At 69.0% G+C, this 17,723-nt stretch carries 14 protein-coding genes and 1 pseudogene; 9 read left to right on the top strand and 6 right to left on the bottom strand.

All coding sequences use genetic code 11. The features are described from left to right. Positions 1-7: 7 nt before the first annotated feature. Entirely contained in the window at positions 8-427 is a 420-nt protein-coding gene (locus ABFO07_RS24955; protein WP_347468744.1) for a nuclear transport factor 2 family protein, read from the bottom strand. 332 nt (positions 428-759) lie between these two features. On the opposite strand from ABFO07_RS24955, the gene ABFO07_RS24950 reads away from it, so the two are divergent. The 6 genes from ABFO07_RS24950 (at position 760) to actP (ending at position 8,703) form a co-directional block, all read left to right on the top strand. Beyond that, positions 760-3,549 (top strand): LuxR C-terminal-related transcriptional regulator, encoded by a 2,790-nt coding sequence (locus tag ABFO07_RS24950; RefSeq protein WP_347468743.1) that lies wholly within the window; start codon positions 760-762, stop codon positions 3,547-3,549. A 241-nt stretch (positions 3,550-3,790) separates the two neighbouring features. Beyond that, positions 3,791-4,789 carry an NAD(P)H-quinone oxidoreductase gene (locus tag ABFO07_RS24945; protein WP_059891168.1) on the top strand — a complete coding sequence of 333 codons (999 nt, stop codon included), beginning with the start codon at positions 3,791-3,793 and terminating at the stop codon, positions 4,787-4,789. Between the two features lie 178 nt (positions 4,790-4,967). After that, a complete protein-coding gene (locus ABFO07_RS24940) occupies positions 4,968-5,924 on the top strand; it encodes a LysR family transcriptional regulator (RefSeq protein ID WP_059884305.1) in 957 nt (318 codons plus the stop codon). A 57-nt stretch (positions 5,925-5,981) separates the two neighbouring features. Continuing rightward, a complete protein-coding gene (locus ABFO07_RS24935; RefSeq protein ID WP_059566022.1) occupies positions 5,982-6,374 on the top strand; it encodes a BON domain-containing protein in 393 nt (130 codons plus the stop codon). Between the two features lie 344 nt (positions 6,375-6,718). Continuing rightward, complete coding sequence (locus tag ABFO07_RS24930; RefSeq protein ID WP_059884304.1) at positions 6,719-7,036, top strand: DUF485 domain-containing protein; 318 nt, start codon at positions 6,719-6,721, stop codon at positions 7,034-7,036. After that, on the top strand, positions 7,033-8,703 hold the full coding sequence (actP, locus tag ABFO07_RS24925; RefSeq protein WP_347468742.1) for a cation/acetate symporter ActP: 1,671 nt from the start codon (positions 7,033-7,035) through the stop codon (positions 8,701-8,703). The genes ABFO07_RS24930 and actP overlap by 4 nt, the downstream gene beginning before the upstream one ends. A 37-nt stretch (positions 8,704-8,740) precedes the next feature. Here the strand turns inward: actP and ABFO07_RS24920 are convergent, their stop codons facing one another. From ABFO07_RS24920 to ABFO07_RS24905, 4 genes and pseudogenes are all read right to left on the bottom strand, one after another. Continuing rightward, a complete protein-coding gene (locus ABFO07_RS24920; RefSeq protein WP_430733060.1) occupies positions 8,741-10,954 on the bottom strand; it encodes an FUSC family protein in 2,214 nt (737 codons plus the stop codon). Positions 10,955-11,182: 228 nt separating this feature from the next. Further along, complete coding sequence (locus tag ABFO07_RS24915) at positions 11,183-11,866, bottom strand: type 1 glutamine amidotransferase domain-containing protein (protein WP_060352380.1); 684 nt, start codon at positions 11,864-11,866, stop codon at positions 11,183-11,185. A gap of 51 nt (positions 11,867-11,917) precedes the next feature. Then, positions 11,918-12,959 (bottom strand): annotated as a pseudogene (locus ABFO07_RS24910) (NADP-dependent oxidoreductase). Between the two features lie 370 nt (positions 12,960-13,329). Continuing rightward, on the bottom strand, positions 13,330-14,274 hold the full coding sequence (locus ABFO07_RS24905; protein ID WP_347468740.1) for an AEC family transporter: 945 nt from the start codon (positions 14,272-14,274) through the stop codon (positions 13,330-13,332). Between the two features lie 219 nt (positions 14,275-14,493). Between ABFO07_RS24905 and ABFO07_RS24900 the strand changes: the two genes are divergently transcribed. The 3 genes from ABFO07_RS24900 to ABFO07_RS24890 all read left to right on the top strand — a co-directional run bounded on the left by ABFO07_RS24900 (position 14,494) and on the right by ABFO07_RS24890 (position 16,649). Next, a complete protein-coding gene (locus tag ABFO07_RS24900; RefSeq protein ID WP_347468739.1) occupies positions 14,494-15,246 on the top strand; it encodes an acetoacetate decarboxylase in 753 nt (250 codons plus the stop codon). Positions 15,247-15,270: 24 nt separating this feature from the next. Continuing rightward, positions 15,271-15,555: an antibiotic biosynthesis monooxygenase family protein gene (locus ABFO07_RS24895; RefSeq protein ID WP_060150246.1), complete on the top strand. Its 285-nt coding sequence runs from the start codon at positions 15,271-15,273 to the stop codon at positions 15,553-15,555. 77 nt (positions 15,556-15,632) lie between these two features. Next, positions 15,633-16,649, top strand: coding sequence for an NADP-dependent oxidoreductase (locus tag ABFO07_RS24890; protein ID WP_196493957.1), 1,017 nt, complete (start codon positions 15,633-15,635; stop codon positions 16,647-16,649). Between the two features lie 28 nt (positions 16,650-16,677). Here the strand turns inward: ABFO07_RS24890 and ABFO07_RS24885 are convergent, their stop codons facing one another. Continuing rightward, on the bottom strand, positions 16,678-17,715 hold the full coding sequence (locus ABFO07_RS24885; RefSeq protein ID WP_347468738.1) for a TetR/AcrR family transcriptional regulator: 1,038 nt from the start codon (positions 17,713-17,715) through the stop codon (positions 16,678-16,680). Positions 17,716-17,723 lie beyond the last annotated feature (8 nt).

Here is a 17,723-nt window from a genome sequence, read left to right as displayed (position 1 = left end):
CGCGCGGTCAGCCGCGCGTCGTCCCGCCGAGATCGTCGAACAGCCGCGCGTTGTCCCAGTACGCGCGGATTCGCGCGATGCGCCCCGCGGCGTCGAGTTCAAAAATGAACGCGTGCTTCAGCGAGAACGCATGGCCGCGATTCGCGATGCCGAGGAAATCGCGCGCCTGCGTGCCGCCGATCGTCACCTCGACCGTCACGTGACGGCCGGCGCTGTCGGGGTGGAGCGCAGTGATTTCGTTCGACAGATCCGGAAAGGCGTCGATCAGCGATGCCCAGATCGCCTTGCCCTGCACGGCGGCTGGCCCGGCCGCATCGAGCGGCACGTAGTCGATCGTCGCATGCTCGGCGCACAGCGCGAGCATGCCGTCGATGTCGTGGCGCCGATAGCGATCGAAGAACGCTTCGGCGATTTCGCTGCAATTCATGGCGGCTCCCTGCGCACGGGCGCGCAACGGTGGACGCGAGCGGGCGCATGCCGGCCGCATCGTCGAGCACCCAGCATGAAGCGGCGGCCCGCATCGGCGTAACCCCCCGAATGGGGGGCTGATCGTCCGGCGGCCGATCGACAAGAATGCGAGCCTTTGCATTCGACCGGCGCGACCGGCGCGACCGGCCGGACGATGCCGCATGGCCCGGTCAGGAGAACCCTGACTATCGGCGGCCGGCATCGTATGTTTATGCTGTTACGCGGAACATCGCGGCCGCCCGCGCCGGCCGGGCGCCCGAGTGCGGTTGCCATCGGGAGAACATCGCGACAATGACGTCCAGGAAAAGCAGGCAGGCGGCGCTGTCCGTCGAGGCCGACGCGATCGACGTGCTGGTGCGCACCAAGCTGGTGCCGGCGCTGGCGCGCGAGCTCGTGCCGCGATCGATTCCGATCGGGCGGCTGAGGCGCGGCCTCGAGCGCCGGCTGACGGTCGTCAGCGCACCGGCCGGCTACGGGAAGACGACGCTGCTCGCCGAGTGGCGCAACGTGCTGCTGTCGACGGGCGTGAAGGTCGCGTGGGTCAGCCTCGACCTGGACGACGACAACCCGTCGATCTTCTCGTCATACCTGATCGAGTCGATCGTCGGCGCGACGGGCGGCATCGGCAGCCGCGCGCAGCGCCTGCTGCGCGATCGCGCGCTGATTCCGCTGAAGGTCGTGTTCGACGAATTGCTCAACGAGCTCGATGCGGCCGGCGTCGAACTGTTCGTGATGCTCGACGATTTCGACCGCCTCGCGTCGCCGGTGATACACGACGCGGTGTTCGGGCTGCTGCGTTACGCGCCGTCGAACCTGCACGTCGTGCTGTCGTGCCGCGCGACGCCGGCGCTGCCGCTCAGCCATTTCGAATCGCGCGACCAGCTCGTGCGCGTGGACGCGGACGACCTGCGCTTCGACGAACAGGAAACCCACGCGTTCTTCGACCGGGTGGCCGGGAAGGCGCTCGACGCGGCCAGCCTCGAACGGCTGCGCGCGGCGACCGAAGGCTGGGTGTCGGGCCTGCAGCTCGCCGCGCTCGCGCTGCGCGACGAAAGCGACGAAAACGACGCGGCGCGCGTCGCGGAGCAGGTCGGCAACGCGCGCGCGGGCATCGCCACCTACCTGAACGAGAACGTGATGACGCACGTGCCGGACGCGATCCGGCATTTCCTGCTCTGCACCGCGGTGCTGGACCGGATGACGCCGCCGCTGTGCGACGCGCTGACCGGCGCGCGCGACGGCGCGGACTGCCTCGAATGGCTGAGCGTGCACAACCTGTTCATCAAGTCGATCGACGGCGGGCGCGAATGGTATCGCTATCACGCGCTGTTTTCGCAGTATCTGCGCGAGGAACTGGCGCTGCGGCAACCCGGGGCGATCGCCGCGCTGCATCGGCGCGCGAGCGAATGGCATGCGGGCCGCCACCAGTGGCCGGACGCGGTGAGGCACGCGCTCGCGGCCGGCGATTTCGACGCGGCCGCGGCGTGGGTCGAGGCGTGCGCGATGAAGTTCATCGCGGCGAGCGACGTGCGCACGGTGCTCGACTGGGTGTCGCGGCTGCCCGACCATGCATCGAAGGGGCGGCTGCGCCTGCGCGTCGCCCATGCGTGGGCGCTGGCGCTCGCGATGCAGACGGTCGATGCGCGCCACGCGCTCGAAGCGATCGAGGCGGATATCGACGCGGGGCGGCTCGGCACGGACGACGTCACCGCGACCGAGCTGCTCGCGGTGCGCTCGCTGATCGCGGCCCTGTCGGATCGCAGCGCCGAATCGCTGCATCTCGGCGAGCGCGTGATGGCGGCCGGCCCGAAGCCCGGCTCGTGGATCGAGCAGATCGGCCAGACCACGCTGATCTTCGGGCTGAGCTACGCGGGGCGCATCGACGATGTGCTGGCGCTGCGCGCGCGTGCGGAGCGGGCCGCGCACGGCGACGTGCCGCTCTATGCGAACGTGTACCGGCGCAACATGTCGGGCTTGGCCGAATTCGTCGCGGGGCGCCTGCACGACGCGTCGAAGACCTTCGAGGCGGCACTGCAGTCGGCCGAGCGCGCGGCGGGGCGGCTGTCCGCGGCGACGGCGCTGTCGGCCGGCTACCTGTCGTCGATCTACTACGAATGGAACGACCTCGCGAAGGTGCGGGAAGCGCAGCGCGAGCGCTTCCAGATCGCGATGCAGGCGTGCTCGCTGGGGCCGCTGCAGCGCTTCATGCAGACCGCCGCGCTGCTCGCGTTCGACGCCGGGCAGGCCGTGCGCGCGCACGAGATTCTCGACGAGGCCGACCATGTCGCCTGCGGCCGGCAATGGCTGCGCCTGCGCGTGGCGTGCATGGCGACCGGCATTCGCCTGTACCTGAAGGAAGGCAACCTGACGCGCGCGAACCGGCTCGGGCATGCGCTTGCGTCGCTGGTGCCGGCCGCGCCGCCCGATGCGGTGTCGAGCTACGTCGAGACGTGGCAGATCGCGCAATCGGCGCAGGCGCGGCTGCTGCTCGGCGACCAGCGCGAACATGACGCGGCGAGCCTGATGGCGGCCGTGCACGAACAGGTCGCGGCGCGCGGGTTCGACTGGCTCGCCGCGCAGGCCGCGACGCTGCGCGCGGCGGCGCTCGAGCAGGCGGGGCACGCGGACGCCGCGCTCGACGTGCTCGCGCAGGCGCTCGAATACGGCCAGCGCAACGGGCTCGTGCGCACGTTCATCGACGAAGGCGCGGTGCTCGAGCGGCTGATCGCGCGCATGCAGGCGCAGGCGGAGCGTTTTCCGCAGGTCAGCGCGTGGTACGTGCGCGAGCTGGCGCAGGCGTTCGATGCGCACCGCAAGTCGGCCGGTGCGCAGGCCGCGCGGTCCGAGACGGCGCAGACGGCCGGCAACCTGAGCGCGCGCGAGGTCGAGATCCTCGACTATGTCGCGCGCGGGCTGTCGAACAAGGAGATCGCCCGCGCGCTGCGCGTCGCGCCGGAGACGATCAAGTGGCACCTGAAGAACATCTTCGAAAAGCTCAACGTCACGTCGCGCATCCAGGCGGTGCGCAGCGGGCTCGCGCTCGACCGGCCGCGTTCGCGCATGCACGACGGCGACGCGTGAGCGCGCCGGCACCGGCTTCAATCCTTCGACGAATCGGCAGGCGGATTCGCATTGCGCCCGGCGTGATGCAAATTTGCATCCGTCGATCGGCAATTCACGACGTGCGATCGCGCAGGGCGATCGATAGACTGCCTCTTCATCGCGATGCGGCGAAGCGGGGAGGTCCCCGGATTCGAGCGCGCATCGGCGTACTGCAGAGGATCGAATCGTGAATGATCAAATGAAAGCACTCCCGACCGAGATGAGCGCCGTCGAAATCGTGCGCCCCGGCGGCCCCGAAGTCCTGGTTCCGACGACGCGCCCGGTGCCGTCGCCGGCGGCCGGCGAAGTCCTGATCCGCATTCACGCGGCCGGCGTGAACGGCCCGGACGTGTTCCAGCGCAAGGGCCTGTACGATCCGCCGCCGGGGGCGTCGGATCTTCCCGGCCTCGAGATTGCCGGCGACGTCGTCGCGCTCGGCGCGGGCGTCACGCGCTTCGCGATCGGCGACAAGGTTTGCGCGCTGATTCCGGGCGGCGGCTACGCGGAGTACGCGGTTGCGAACGAGAGCAACACGCTGGCGATTCCCGAAGGCCTCGGCATGGTCGAGGCGGCCGCGATGCCGGAAACCTTCATGACGGTGTGGCTGAACCTGTTCCAGCGCGGCAAGCTGGCGCGCGGCGAATCGGTGCTGATCCACGGCGGCGCGTCCGGCATCGGGACGACGGCGACGATGCTCGCGAAGGCGTTCGGCGCGTCGACGATCATCACGACGGTCGGCTCCGACGCGCAGCGCGACGCGAGCCTGCGGCTCGGCGCGGATCTCGCGATCGATTACCGGAACGAGGATTTCGTCGAGGCCGTCAAGCGCTTCACCGATGGCAAGGGCGTCGACGTGATCGTCGACATCATCGCCGGCGACTACGTCGCCCGCAATTACGCGGCCGCCGCGATGAACGGGCGGATCGTGCAGATCGGCGTGATCAACGGGCCCGCGAAGGAGCTCGACCTGTTCCCGATGCTGACCAAGCGCCTGACGCACATCGGCTCCACGCTGCGTTCGCGCACCTACGCGGAGAAGGCGCAGATCATCCACGAGCTCGAAGCCGCGGTGTGGCCGCTGATCAAGCAGGGCGCGGTGAAGCCGCTGATCCATCGCCAGTTCGACCTGCGCGATGCGCGCGGCGCGCACGAGCTGATGGACTCCGGCCTGCACATCGGCAAGATCGTGCTGAAGACGGCGGCCGGGCAGCGCGACTGATCTGAACAATGGCCGCCGGCCGCAAGCAATCCTGACGAGCGTTTCACACTGCCGGGCAGCGCGACAGCCCCCCGTGCGGGGGGTGATTGCGCGCGCATGAATCGCCGACAATCCGGTTCAGCGCACGGGCCACGCACCCGGGACGTCATTCGGGCGCAATGAAAGGCGATGGATCGGAATGGACATGCTTGAAAACATGCGGACCTTCGTCCGCGTTGCGCAGGCGGGCAGCTTCACCGCGGTCGCGAAGCAGACGGACGTGGCGATCGCGCAGGTGTCGCGGGCGATCGCCAGCCTCGAGGAGTACGCGCAAACGCGGCTGCTGCACCGGACGACGCGCAAGATCGCGCTGACCGACAGCGGGCGGCGCTACTTCGAGCGCGTGTCGTCGATCCTGAGCGACGTCGACCAGGCGAACGCCGAGGCGCGCAACGCGCTCGTGCGGCCGTACGGCCGGCTGCGCATCCACACGATGCCGGGGCTCGGCCAGAGCCACGTGACCGCGTCGATCGTCGCGTACCAGGAAAGGTTCGCCGACGTGTCGGTCGAGATCACCTATTCGCAGCGCATGCCGAACCTGGTCGAGGAAGGCTACGACATCTCGATCCTGACCGCATCGAGCCTGCCGGATTCCGCATACATCGCGCACACGTACGGCAAGAGCCACAGCATCCTCGTTGCATCGCGGGACTACCTCGACACGCACGGCACGCCGTCGACGCCGGCCGATCTCGACGCGCACGCGTGCCTGCGTCTCGACACGCCGGCCGAGCCGAACGGCGAATGGCTGCTGCATGGCGAGGACGGCAGTGTCGTATCGCATTCGGTGCTGATGGCCCCGTTCCAGGTGAACGCGCCCGAGGCGATGATGGTGGCGTTGCGCGCGGGGCGCGGCATCGGCTCGCTGGCGATCTATTCGGCGCTCGACGAGCTGAGAAGCGGGCGGCTCGTCCGGGTGTTGCCGGGCTACCGGCTGCAGCTGCTGGACGTCTATGCGATCTATGTGTCGCGGCAGTTCATGGATGCGAAGGTGCGGACCTTTCTCGATCACCTGCGCAGCACGCTGCCGCCCGCGTTGAGCGCGGACGAACAGGCGCTGGAGGCGATGGCGATGCAGGCTCGCAGCGAGGTGTAGCAAGCGGGCGCGCATCCGCCGTTTTCCGTTGGTTCTTGTCACGTGGAGGAGGGGAAGATGAAGGTACGCAGCATGATCGTTGTCGCCGGTGTCGCCATGGCGTCGTCGCTGGCGTGTTACGCGCAATCCGCCGCGCCCGATGCCGCGGCGCCGGGCGCGCAGGCGGCACAAGCCGCGCCGGCGCCGGCGTCGCCGAAAGCCGCAAAGAAGGCGGAGCGCGCCGCGAACCGCGCGTTCGCGAAGAAGGTGCGCCTGGCCATCATGAAATCGCCCGGCATCGGCGATGCGCAGGTGACGGTGTTCGCGAAGGCGAAGACGGGCGAGGTGACGCTGGCGGGCGTCATCACGGACCAGTCGCAGGACCGCGCCGCGGTCGAGGCGGCGCGCGGCGTGCAGGGCGTGACGTCGGTGACGAGCAAGCTCGGGCTTCGGCTCGAAGGCGGGCAATGACGCGGCCCGCGTGACGCGCATCGCGGCACGATGCCCGGCCCGGCAAGGCGGTGGTCCGCCGGCCGGGCCTTTTTGCGTGAACGACGCGACAACGCTGCCGATCCGGCGGTCCGTCACACCCCCCAAGCGAGGGGCTGCATTTGCGCCGCCCCGCTCCTAAGCTCGTTCCACCCGATACCCGCTCGCCGCCGATCCGGTGGCGCGGTTCGAGGTGCCGCACGCTTCGCGAAGCCCGATGCATGCCGCTGCCGAAATGCAGCCGGCGCATACCATTAGAACAACGAAAAGCTCGGTCGAAGCGGCGGCGAAGCTGTCGATCCGTCAACTGAAAATGGAGGAGACTCATGGAGTTGAATGCAAGCGCGGTCTCGCGCATTCGCGCGCACGCGACGTTTCGCGAACTGGCGGCGCGCCGCGCCCGCCTGTCCTGGTCGTTGATCGCAGGCGTGCTCGGTGCGTATTTCGCACTGGCTGCCTGCGTGGCGTTTCGCCCCGGGCTGCTGCGTGCGCCCGTCGCGGCAGGGCACGTGACGACCGTCGGCGTGGTGGCGGCGATCGCGGTGATCGTGGTCGGCTGGGCGTTCACGTGGCTGTACGTCTGGCGCGCGAACGGGAAGTTCGAACGGCTCAACGACGCGCTGCTCGGCGAGGTGACGAAATGACGGGCCCGGCACGACTTGCGGCGGCGCTGATCGCGCTCGCGCCCGGCGGATTCGCATGGGCCGGGCCGGCCGTGGAGGGGGCGCGGCGGCAGCCGCTGAACCTCACGGCGATCGCGATGTTCATGGCGTTCGTGTGCATCACGCTCGGCATCACCTGGTGGGCCGCGAACCGCACGAAGACGGCGAACGACTTCTTCACCGCGGGCGGCGGCATCAGCGGATTCCAGAACGGCCTCGCGGTGGCGGGCGACTACATGTCCGCCGCGACGCTGCTCGGTGTCGTCAGCCTCGTCTACTCGAAAGGCTATGACGGCCTGCTCTATGTGGTGGGCTTCTTCGTCGGCTGGCCCGTGATGCTGTTCCTGATGGCCGAGCGGCTGCGCAATCTCGGCAAGTTCACGTTCGTCGACGTCATCGCTTACCGGCTCGATCCGGTCAGCACGCGCTGGATGGCGGCAACCAGCTCGCTGACGGTGGTGTTCTTCTACCTGATCGTGCAGATGGTCGGCGCGGGCGAGCTCGTGCAGCTGCTGTTCGGGATCGACTACAGCTATGCGGTGGTGGGCGTCGGTCTCCTGATGATCGTGTACGTGACGTTCGGCGGCATGATCGCGACCACGTGGGTGCAGATCATCAAGGCCGTGCTGCTGATGTTCGGCGGCACGCTGCTCACGGTGCTCGCGCTCGCGCATTTCGACTTCAGCTTCGAACGGCTCGCGGCGCGGGCGGTGGCGGTTCACCACGGCGGCAGCATGCTGCTCGGGCCGGGGCGGCTGTTCGCGGACCCGGTGTCCGCCGTGTCGCTGTCGCTCGCGACGGTGTTCGGCCTGTCCGGGCTCCCGCACGTGCTGATGCGCTTCTTCACGGTGCCGAACGCACGCGAGGCGAGGAAGAGCGTGTTCGTCGCGAGCACCTGCATCGGCTACATGTTCGTCGCGATGTTCGTGATCGGCCTCGCGAGCATCGTGATCGTCGGCACCGATCCGCAGTTCTTCGAAGGCGGCCGCGCGGGCGGCACGCTGCTCGGCGGCGGCAACATGGTCGCGATGCATCTGGCGCGCGCGACCGGCGGCGACCTGTTCCTCGGCTTCCTCGCGGCGGTGACGTTCGCGACGATCCTCGCCGTGGTGTCGGGGCTGGCGCTGGCCGGCGCGTCCGCGGTGTCGCACGACATCTATGCGAACGTGCTGTGCAAGGGGCGCGCGAGCGGCGACGCGGAAGTGCGCGTGACCAAATGGACGACGCTCGCGATCGGCGCGATCGCCGTGGCATTGGGCATCGTGTTCAAAGGGCAGAACCTCGCGTTCCTGGTCGCGCTGGCGTTCAACGTGGCCGCGTCGGCGAATTTCCCGCCGCTGGTGCTCTCGATGTACTGGAAGGGGCTGACGAGCCGCGGCGCGGTGTGGGGCGGCTTCGCCGGGCTCGTGTCGTCGGTCGGGCTGGTGATCCTGTCGCCGGCCGTGTGGAAGGCCGTGCTCGGGCATCCGGCCGCGATCTTTCCGTACGATCATCCGGCGCTGTTCACGATGCCGCTGGCGTTTCTCGTGAGCATCGTGGTGTCGTCGCGCGACCGGAGCCGGGCGGCGAACGACGAACGGCACGCGTTCGATGCGCAGTTCGTGCGCGCGCAGACCGGCCTCGGCGCGGAGCAGGCGGCGCGCCATTGAGCGTGCGGCGCGGCGTGCCGTGTGCATGGCGCGTTCATCAACGCTTTCCGTCTCCTGCGACGACTTGCGCGGCCTGCTGCGGCACGGGCAGCGGCGAATCGGGCGCGGCAATGGCGCTGAGCATGAAATGCAGGCTCGCGAGCGCCGCCTGGAGATGTGGCGCGCTTCGTCGTGCGCCGCTTTCCTGCGCCATCTGCCGACGCAGCGCATCGATCGCGGCCTGCACCGCGCGCGTGGCGTCGGCGGCGCGGGCCGGCGTCGGCGCCTGGAACAGCGCCCGGATCGCGCGGCATGCCTGATCGGCGGATGCCAGCCACGCGGGCGCGATATCCGATCCGGCCCGCGATGCGGCCTGTGCCATCGCATCGCGCAGGTCGATCACCGCGGAGCCGGTTTCGAGCACCGCGAGAAACCATTCGAGCGATTCGCCGATCGCCGCGCGATCGTCCTGCGAAATCGTCCGCAGTTGGTACATGAGATCGCGGGTGCGGCTCTCGAAGCGCGCGCGCAGCGTCGCAAGCGCGCCGGTACAGGCAAACGCGACCTGCTCGCGCAGGTCCGCGACCAGATGCCGGCGCAGCGCGCGCATCGTCGGCGGCAGGAACAGTTCGAACGCGAGCGCCGCCATCAGCATCGACAGCACCAGCGCGATCGCGTCGTTGATGAACGAGGTCGGGTCGTATGCGACGACGTTGTCGGGGCCGGTCAGGAAGCAGAAGTAGATGCAGTAGCCGACGCCGTAGCCGGCCAGCGACGGGCGCGTCGTCAGCCAGCAGCCGAGCGCGAGCGGCGGCGCGAGCACGACGCAGAGCAGCGGGAAGCCGTCGATCGCCGGATACACGAAGAACATCACGACGAGCCCGATCGCGGACGCGCAGGCCGTGCCGATCGCCATCTGGAACGCCGTCCGGGACGGCCGCGCGGACGACGCGACGAGCGCGCAGATGGCGCCGCCATTCAGCACGAGCAGCGCGCCGGACGGCCACGCGGTCGCGATCCAGAACAGGCTGAGCACGAGCGTCAGCAGCATCGCGCGCGTGCCCGCGACGGCCGCGACGAGCGGATTGGTGCGCGGTTCGAAGCGGGCGGGCCATTGTTCGCGCGCGTGCGCGGCCGACGCGAGCGACACGCAGGTGCGCGCGTAGGCGACGTAGCTGTCGACGAAGCGGTCGAGCAGTTCGATCGCCGTGTCGAATTCCTGCAGCGCCGGGGCGCGGGCCGCATCGACGCGCGTTCGCACTGCGTCCGCGCGGCCGGGCAGCGCCGCCCGGAAGGCTTCGAGCGATGCGACGAGCGCTTCGGCGAACACGTGCGCGTCGTCCGGCGCGCGCTGCCGTGCCGCATCGATTCGCGCGGCCAGTTCCGACAGGCAGCCGTCGATGGCCGCCGCGGCCGGGCCGGGTTGTCCGGCGTGCAGCCGCGCGACCCGCTGGCTCAATGCGTGCAGGCGCGTCGACGCCGCCATCCATTCCGCATTGAGCCGGGTCAGGCGGCCGTTGCTCAGGCGGGTGTCCGGCGTTTCGAACACGGCGGCGCTGCGGGCCGCCTCCGAATGAACGGTTTCGTCGACCACACGCAGGTTCAGCGCTTCGAGAAAGGCCCGCTCGGTGCGCCCGCCGAGCACCGTGCGCACGTCGTCGGCGAACTGCATGAAGCCGCGCCGGTTCGCGCGATGGAGCTGCGCGCTCAGGTGCTGCGGGAAGACCAGCGCGCTGACGGCGCCCGAGCACAGGATGCCGATCGTGACCTCGGTCACGCGCGTCATGGCCGACAGGAACGCGGCGTCCGGGTGCTGCCACGACGGAATGCCGATCAGCGCGGCCGTGTAGCCGGCGAGCACGAACCCGTAGGTGCGGAAGTTGCGGTTGCGCGCGGCGCCGGCCGTGCATACGCCGATCCACAGCGCCGTCGCGCCGAGGAAGAGTTCGGGCGTCTGGCCGAACAGGCCGATCAGCACCAGCATCGCCAGCAAGCCGACCACCGTGCCGCAGATCCGGTACAGGCTCTTCGCGAGCACCATCCCGCTCTGCGGCTGCATCAGCACGAACACGGTCGTCATCGCCGTGCGCGGCATCGGCAGCTCGAGCTTCATCGCGATGCCGAGCGCCAGCAGTGCGGCGAGCAGCGTCTTGAACACGTAGAGCCACGTGACGCCGCTCGTGCGTGCCCAGTCGCGGGCGGCATCGGCGAGGGCCGAAAGCGTTTGGTTATCCGAAATGTGTGACGGTGATTCTGGAGGCGAGGCGCGCATGAGGGGCTGGGTGCATCCTGCATGCATGACGCTGCGCGGATGCCGGTGGGCGAATTGACGGGGGGATTGTAGGTGCGCGGCAGGCGTTCGAGTGTTGCGCGTCACGTTAAACGCTTTTCCCGAATCGGGATCGACGCGGCGCGACTTGCCGCGAGCGGCGCCGCCCGCTCCGCGGAAAACCGGCGACCACGCCGATCCGGTTTTCGCGGGCGATGCGGCGCCGGGCCGTCAGCCCTGCTTCAGCACGTCGAGCAGCGCCTTGGCCGCCAGCTCGGACGACGCGGGGTTCTGGCCGGTGATCAGCAGCCCGTCGATCGCGACGTACGGCTCCCAGTCGTTGGTTTTCGAATAGCGGCCGCCGTTCGCCTTCAGTTCGTCCTCGACGAGGAACGGCACGACGTTGGTCAGGCCGACGAGTTCTTCTTCCGAATTCGAGAAGCCGGTGACGGACTTGCCGGCGACGAGCGGCTTGCCGTCCGGCGCCTTCGCATGGCGCAGCACGCCCGGTGCATGGCACACGGCCGCGACCGGCTTGGCCGTCGCGACGGCCCGCTCGATCAGCGCGATCGAATCGGCATCCTCGGCGAGATCCCACAGCGGCCCGTGTCCGCCCGGATAGAACACCGCGTCGAAATCGTCGATCGATACGTCGGACAGCTTGAGCGTGGCCGCGAGCGCCGCGCGTGCGGCGGCGTCCGCGTCGAAGCGGCGGGTCGCATCGGTCTGGAATGCGGCGTCCGCGCTCTTCGGGTCGAGCGGCGGCTGGCCGCCGGCGATGGAGGCCAGCGTGATGTCCGCGCCGGCATCCTTCAGCACGTAGTACGGCGCGGCGAATTCTTCGAGCCAGAAGCCGGTTTTCTCGCCGGTCGAGCCGAGGGTGTCGTGGGAGGTCAGGACGAAAAGCAGTTTCATGGTGTGTGTCGATGAGAGGAGGGGGATGAAAAAACGTCGTGCGGCATTGCGTCAGGCACCAGCCTGGGCGATACGCACGACGACCTTGCCGAAATTCTTGCCCGCGAGCAGCCCGATCAGTGCGTCCGGCGCGCGTTCGAGGCCGTCGACGACGTCCTCGAGCGGCGTCACGTGGCCGGCCTTCAGCCATTCGCGCATGTCGTGCAGGAACGGCTGATAGCCGCTCGCGTAGTGGTCGAGGATGATGAAGCCGCTCCATGCGGATGCGCTTCTTCAGCAGCGTGTCGGTGAGGCGCGGCAGGCGATCGGGGCCCGGCGGCAATTCGCTGTCGTTGTATTGCGAAATCAGGCCGCACACCGGCACGCGCGCGCCGACGTTGAGCAACGGCAGCACGGCGTCGAAGATCGGGCCGCCGACGTTCTCGAAATAGACGTCGATGCCGTTCGGGCAGGCGTCGGCCAGTTGTCGCGCGAGGTCCGGCGCGCGCCGGTCGAGGCACACGTCGAAGCCGAGCGTGCCGGTGACGTAGCGGCATTTTTCGGCGTCGCCCGCGATGCCGACCACGCGGCAGCCTTTCAGCTTCGCGATCTGGCCGACGGCGGCGCCCACCGCGCCGCTCGCGGCGGCCACCACGACCGTTTCGCCCGGCTGCGGCTGGCCGATCTTCAGGAGTCCCGTATAGGCGGTGAAGCCCGGCATCCCGAGGATGCCCAGCGCATGCGACGGATGCTCGAGCGCCGTGCCGAGCGGCATCAGGTCGGTGCCGTCCGACAGCGCATAGTCCTGCCAGCCGCTATCGGCGAGCACGAGGTCGCCGACGGCGAACGCCGGGTGCTTCGACGCGACCACACGGCTGACCGTGCCGCCGACCATCACGTCGCCGAGCGCGACCGGCGGCGCATAGGACGGCGCGTCGCTCATGCGCCAGCGCATGTAGGGGTCGAGCGACAGGTAGAGCGTCTGCAGCAGGACTTCGCCGCTGGACGGCGCGGGAACCGCGGCGGTCTCCAGGCGGAAGTTCTGCGCGACCGGCGCGCCGGCCGGACGGCTGGCCAGCACGAGCCGGCGATTGACTGTTTCGGGGTGTGACATGGGTGACCTCGGGATTGCGGTGTTCGCCGGGCGGTTAGGGCGCGCCGGCCGGTGCGATGCGCGGGTTCTGTTGCGCGAAAAAGTAGACCAGTCGTCTATAAAATGATCCAAAAAAAGCGCCGGATGACCTCCGACGTCCCGGCGTCCGGCTCGCGTGCCGGTCCGGCATCGCCGCCCGGACGGCGGGAGGGCGATGGAGAGCCGGGAGTCGTGCCCCCTGGATGCAGGCGGCGTGGCGGTCGGGACGGTTCATGCAGCGGATCATACGTTCCAAGTAGACCAGTCGTCTAGTAAATTCCGGGCAGACGAGCTGTCCCTCCCCATTCGGGGGGCTCCGTCGCACGGGCCATGCGGCGCAAGACGACACACCCTAGATGAACCGCAGCAAATAGATCGTGACCGTCAGCGTCGCCGCGGAGACGACGCTCGACGCGACCAGCGTGGCGCCCGCGGTCGGATCGTCGATGTCGTACGCGAGGCCGAACAGGATGCCGAACGAGCCGCACGGAATCGCGGCCAGCAGCACGAGCTGCCCGGCGAGCGGCGCCGGCACCGCGAACAGCCGCACGCACAGCCACGCGAGCAGCGGCTGCACGAGATGGCCGAGCAGCAGCGCCACGAACACCTCCGCATTCAGGCGGATCGGCAGCGCGGCGAGGATCAGGCCGGTCGAGAACAGCGCGAGCCCGGCCGTCGTGCCGCCGATGAGGCCGAGCGACTGGCCGATCAGCGCCGGCAGATGCCAGCCGAGCAACGAAAATGCGATGCCGGCGAGCGGCGCGACGACCACCGGCCTGGTGAACGTGTTGCGCAGCGCGCGTGCGAGCAGCGGTGCCTGCGGCTGGCGCGGGCGCCCGGCGCTTCGGGCCCGTTCGAGCAGGATCAGGCAGGCCGGCGACATCACCACCGACGCGATCGTGATCGCGAACGCGACGGTCAGCGTGCTCGACTCGCCGTACACGGCGACCAGCAGCGGCAGCCCGACCGCCGCGAAGTTCGGCATGCCGACCGTCACGGCCCGCACGGCGCGGCGGCTCGCATCGACGTGGAACACGTGCTTCGACAGCGCGAGCGACGCGAAGTACGGCACGAGCATGACGATCGTAATCACGGCGATCGGCGCGAGGTGGCTCGCGAGCGCCGCGCGCGGCATCTTCGCGGTGTAGACGAACAGCGCGAACGGCAGCGCGTAGTCGACCAGCATCGTGTTGATCGACACGATCGGCAGGTTGCCGGCGTGGGATTTCCGGGCGAAATAGCCCATTGCGATCGAAAAGAAGAACGGCACCAGTGCGTGCGCGAGTTCGGAAGTCATGGCGGGTCCGGATCGGGTAACAGGGGCGCCGCGCAGCACGGTCGCCGCTGCCACCTTGATGCGCCGGCGGCGTTTTTTGACCCCCCCGGAACGGGGGTACAGCGCGCGGCGGCGCGGCGCTATGGTGGGCGCAACGCGTCGACGGGCCGGCAGCGCGCCGGCCGACGCCGTGGGCCGGCGCGTCGTGCCGGCCATCGTTTTCGCTTCCGGAGAATTGCCATGGACAACGCATCAGGGCTGAGCAGGCAGGACGTGATCGAACGGGCCTTCGCAATGCCGCTGAATTCGCCGCCGTATCCGCCCGCGCCCGACAAGTTTCTCGACCGGCCCGCGCTGACGGTCACCTACCGCTCCGATCTCGAGCGGATCCGGCAACTGGTGCCCGAGCCGCTCGAACTGCGCGACCCGCTCGTCAGCATCGCGTTCCTGTACATGGTCGCGCCGGGCCTCGGCGACTACTACGAGATCAGCCAGAGCATTTCCGCCTATCTCGACGGCGAGGCCGTCAGCTTCCGCCCGTCGATGTACGCGGGCAACGTCAACGCGATCCTCGACGGCCGCGAGATCTGGGGGCTGCCGAAGAAGTTCGGCTCGCCGATGCTCGCGCTGCAGACCGACACGCTGGTCGGCACGCTCGACTACAGCGGCAGCCTCGTCGCGAAGGCGACGATGGCGTACAAGCATCGGGAAATGGACTTCGACCGGGCAAGACAGGCACTCACGACGCCGGGCGTCGTGCTCAAGATCATTCCGCACGTGGACGGCAAGCCACGCATACTGGAGCTCGTGCGGATCGACTACCAGGACGTCGTCGTGAAGGGTGCGTGGACGGGGCCGGGCACGCTCGAGCTGTTTCCGCATGCGCGCGCGCCGCTCGCGGAGCTGCCGGTGCGCGAGATCGTGTCGGTCACGCACACGATCTGCGATACGACGCTGCCGTACGGCAGGGTCGTCCACGATTACCTCGCCTGATGGCGAACCGAGGAGTCACTTGTCATGGTCATTGAAATCGCCCAGATCGACCTGATCGAAAACGGCGCGTCCGGATTCGAGCGCGCGGTTGCGCAAGCGAAGCCGCTGATCGAGCGTGCGCCCGGCTGTCACGGCGTGCGGCTCTATCGCGGCATCGAGCACCCCGACCGCTATCGGCTGATGGTGCAGTGGGAGAGCGTCGAATTGCACGACGTGTTTCGCCGGACCGCCGATTTCCAGCGCTGGCGCGAGCTGGCGGGGCCGTTCTTCGCCGGCCCGCCTTCGGTCGAGCATGTGAGCGAGGTTTGATGCGCCGGGTGCGGCGCCGTGCGCGAGCGCGGCGCCGACCGGCTTGGGTTCGGACATTCACGCAAGGAGATCGCGCGGTGGCGCTCACCGATATCAGCACGCAGATTCAACTGGCGCGGCGGCCGAACGGCCAGCCGGTCGTCGCCGATTTCGCAACGGTCGAGGTGCCGCTGCCGCCGCTGTCGGCCGGCGAGATCCGGGTCCGCAACGACTACGTGTCGGTCGATCCGTACATGCGCGGGCGGATGGACGATCGGCCGTCGTACGTCGAGCCGTTCAAGCTGAACGAGACGATGACGGGCGCCGCGATCGGCCGGGTGGTCGAAAGCGCGTCGGGCGACTTCTCGCCCGGCGACCTCGTGCTGCACCGGTACGGCTGGCGCGATGTCGCGCAGGGCGCGGCGGAAGACTTCGCGCGGGTGGACGAGGTGCCGGGCCTGCCGGCCAGCGTTCATCTCGGCGCGCTGGGCGCGACCGGCATGACCGCGTACGTCGGCTTGCTCGCGGTCGCGCGGCTGCGTGCGGAGGACGTCGTGTTCGTGTCCGCGGCGGCCGGCGCGGTCGGCTCGCTCGCGGGCCAGATCGCGCGCCTCAAGGGCGCCGCGCGCGTGATCGGTTCGGCCGGCAGCGACGCGAAGGTGGCGGCCGTACGCGATCGCTACGGATACGACGCGGCGTTCAACTATCGCCGCGCGCCCGTGCTCGAGCAGCTCAGGGCGGCGGCCCCGGCCGGCATCGACGTGTATTTCGACAACGTGGGCGGCGATCATCTCGAAGCCGCGCTCGCGACGTTCAATTACGGCGGGCGCGCGGCGATCTGCGGCGCGATTTCGCGCTACGACGATGTCGGCGCGGCACCGGGGCCGCGCTTCATGGAAAACATCGTTTATCGCAGCCTGACGTTGACGGGCTTCCTGCTGCACGACTATCGGCAGTATCGCGACGCGTTCGTCGACGAGATGGCCGCGTGGCTGCGGGGCGGGCAGGTCGTGTTCGACGAGACGATCGTCGACGGCATCCGCCGCGCGCCGGATGCGTTCATCGGGCTGATGAACGGCACCAACACCGGCAAGATGCTGGTCAGGATCGCGTGAGCCGGCGGAGGGCCGGCGTGGCGTCCGGCTATCGGGCCGCCTTCGGCTTCGCTGCCGCGCTGCGTTCGCCCGGCGCGCGCACGAGCGCCACGATGGCCTTCACCGCTTCGTCCTCGATCCCCTTGATGTCCGACGGAAACCGGTTGCGCTGCGGGATCAGCACGAACAGCCCCTCGATCTGGCAGGTGATCAGCGCGGCCCTGCGCGACAGTTCGAGCGGCGTCAGGTCGGGGTTCACGTCCGACACGAACGCGCCGATCACGCGGCGCTGAAACTGATAAGCGTCCTCCACGCTCTTGCGCGCGAATTCGTGCGTGTGGGCCAGCGCCTGGATGTTCACGAACAGGCTCTGGGTCCGGGGCAGCTTGCCATCCTCGATCAGCAGCCGCACGACCTTTTCCAGCCGCGCTTCCGGCGACAGTGTCGCGTCGGTCCGGATGCCGTCGTAGGAGCGCGAATACGTCGCGATGGTTTCCGTGATGATGGCCGCAAACAGGTCTTCGCGGGACGGGAAGTAGTGCTGCAGGTTCGACAGCGCCAGGCCGGCGCTCGTCGCCACCTTGCGCATGCTCAGGCCGCCGTAGCCTTCCTTCACGAAGATGTCGATCGCGCTCGCCAGGATGCGGGCGACGGTCTGGCGCCCGCGCTCGGTCAGCGTGCGCGGGCCTTCGCCCGGCTGCGGTTCCGCAGGCGCGTCCGGCCGTCGGCCGGCATGCGTGTTTCGTCGGGGCTTGTTCTGCTCGTCGTCGTGGCTCATCTGTTCCATCGGGATGGATGCGTTTCCTGGCGCGCCGGAATCGGTGGATTCCGGCGCTCGCGATGCGCCATTGTCGGTCAGTCGACTCATCCCGAGCAAGACGCCGTCCTGTTTTCGATTGCTGAGAACTGCGACGGGATGCGCGGTGCGTGTTTGCGATTCACCAAAATATAGGTCGATTGGCCTATTTGCAGGATCTGAATTTGAGGTTCGCCGAGGCTGAGCGGGCCGGGAGCTTGCCGGATTCGTATCGCTCGCATGCGGGACATCGATCACCTCGTCGTGCCCCAGCTCGCGATCGATTGCCATCGCGATCC

The sequence above is a fragment of the Burkholderia stagnalis genome, from assembly GCF_039848545.1.
Taxonomy (GTDB): domain Bacteria; phylum Pseudomonadota; class Gammaproteobacteria; order Burkholderiales; family Burkholderiaceae; genus Burkholderia; species Burkholderia stagnalis.
This window is presented reverse-complemented; position numbering and strand designations above follow the sequence as displayed.

Bases quoted from the DNA above. Each gene is read 5' to 3' on its own strand.
- ABFO07_RS24955 (WP_347468744.1), bottom strand. From the start codon at position 427: ATGAATTGCAGCGAAATCGCCGAAGCGTTCTTCGATCGCTATCGGCGC.
- ABFO07_RS24950 (WP_347468743.1), top strand. From the start codon at position 760: ATGACGTCCAGGAAAAGCAGGCAGGCGGCGCTGTCCGTCGAGGCCGAC.
- ABFO07_RS24945 (WP_059891168.1), top strand. From the start codon at position 3,791: ATGAGCGCCGTCGAAATCGTGCGCCCCGGCGGCCCCGAAGTCCTGGTT.
- ABFO07_RS24940 (WP_059884305.1), top strand. From the start codon at position 4,968: ATGGACATGCTTGAAAACATGCGGACCTTCGTCCGCGTTGCGCAGGCG.
- ABFO07_RS24935 (WP_059566022.1), top strand. From the start codon at position 5,982: ATGAAGGTACGCAGCATGATCGTTGTCGCCGGTGTCGCCATGGCGTCG.
- ABFO07_RS24930 (WP_059884304.1), top strand. From the start codon at position 6,719: ATGGAGTTGAATGCAAGCGCGGTCTCGCGCATTCGCGCGCACGCGACG.
- actP (WP_347468742.1), top strand. From the start codon at position 7,033: ATGACGGGCCCGGCACGACTTGCGGCGGCGCTGATCGCGCTCGCGCCC.
- ABFO07_RS24920 (WP_430733060.1), bottom strand. From the start codon at position 10,954: ATGCGCGCCTCGCCTCCAGAATCACCGTCACACATTTCGGATAACCAA.
- ABFO07_RS24915 (WP_060352380.1), bottom strand. From the start codon at position 11,866: ATGAAACTGCTTTTCGTCCTGACCTCCCACGACACCCTCGGCTCGACC.
- ABFO07_RS24905 (WP_347468740.1), bottom strand. From the start codon at position 14,274: ATGACTTCCGAACTCGCGCACGCACTGGTGCCGTTCTTCTTTTCGATC.
- ABFO07_RS24900 (WP_347468739.1), top strand. From the start codon at position 14,494: ATGGACAACGCATCAGGGCTGAGCAGGCAGGACGTGATCGAACGGGCC.
- ABFO07_RS24895 (WP_060150246.1), top strand. From the start codon at position 15,271: ATGGTCATTGAAATCGCCCAGATCGACCTGATCGAAAACGGCGCGTCC.
- ABFO07_RS24885 (WP_347468738.1), bottom strand. From the start codon at position 17,715: ATGGCAATCGATCGCGAGCTGGGGCACGACGAGGTGATCGATGTCCCG.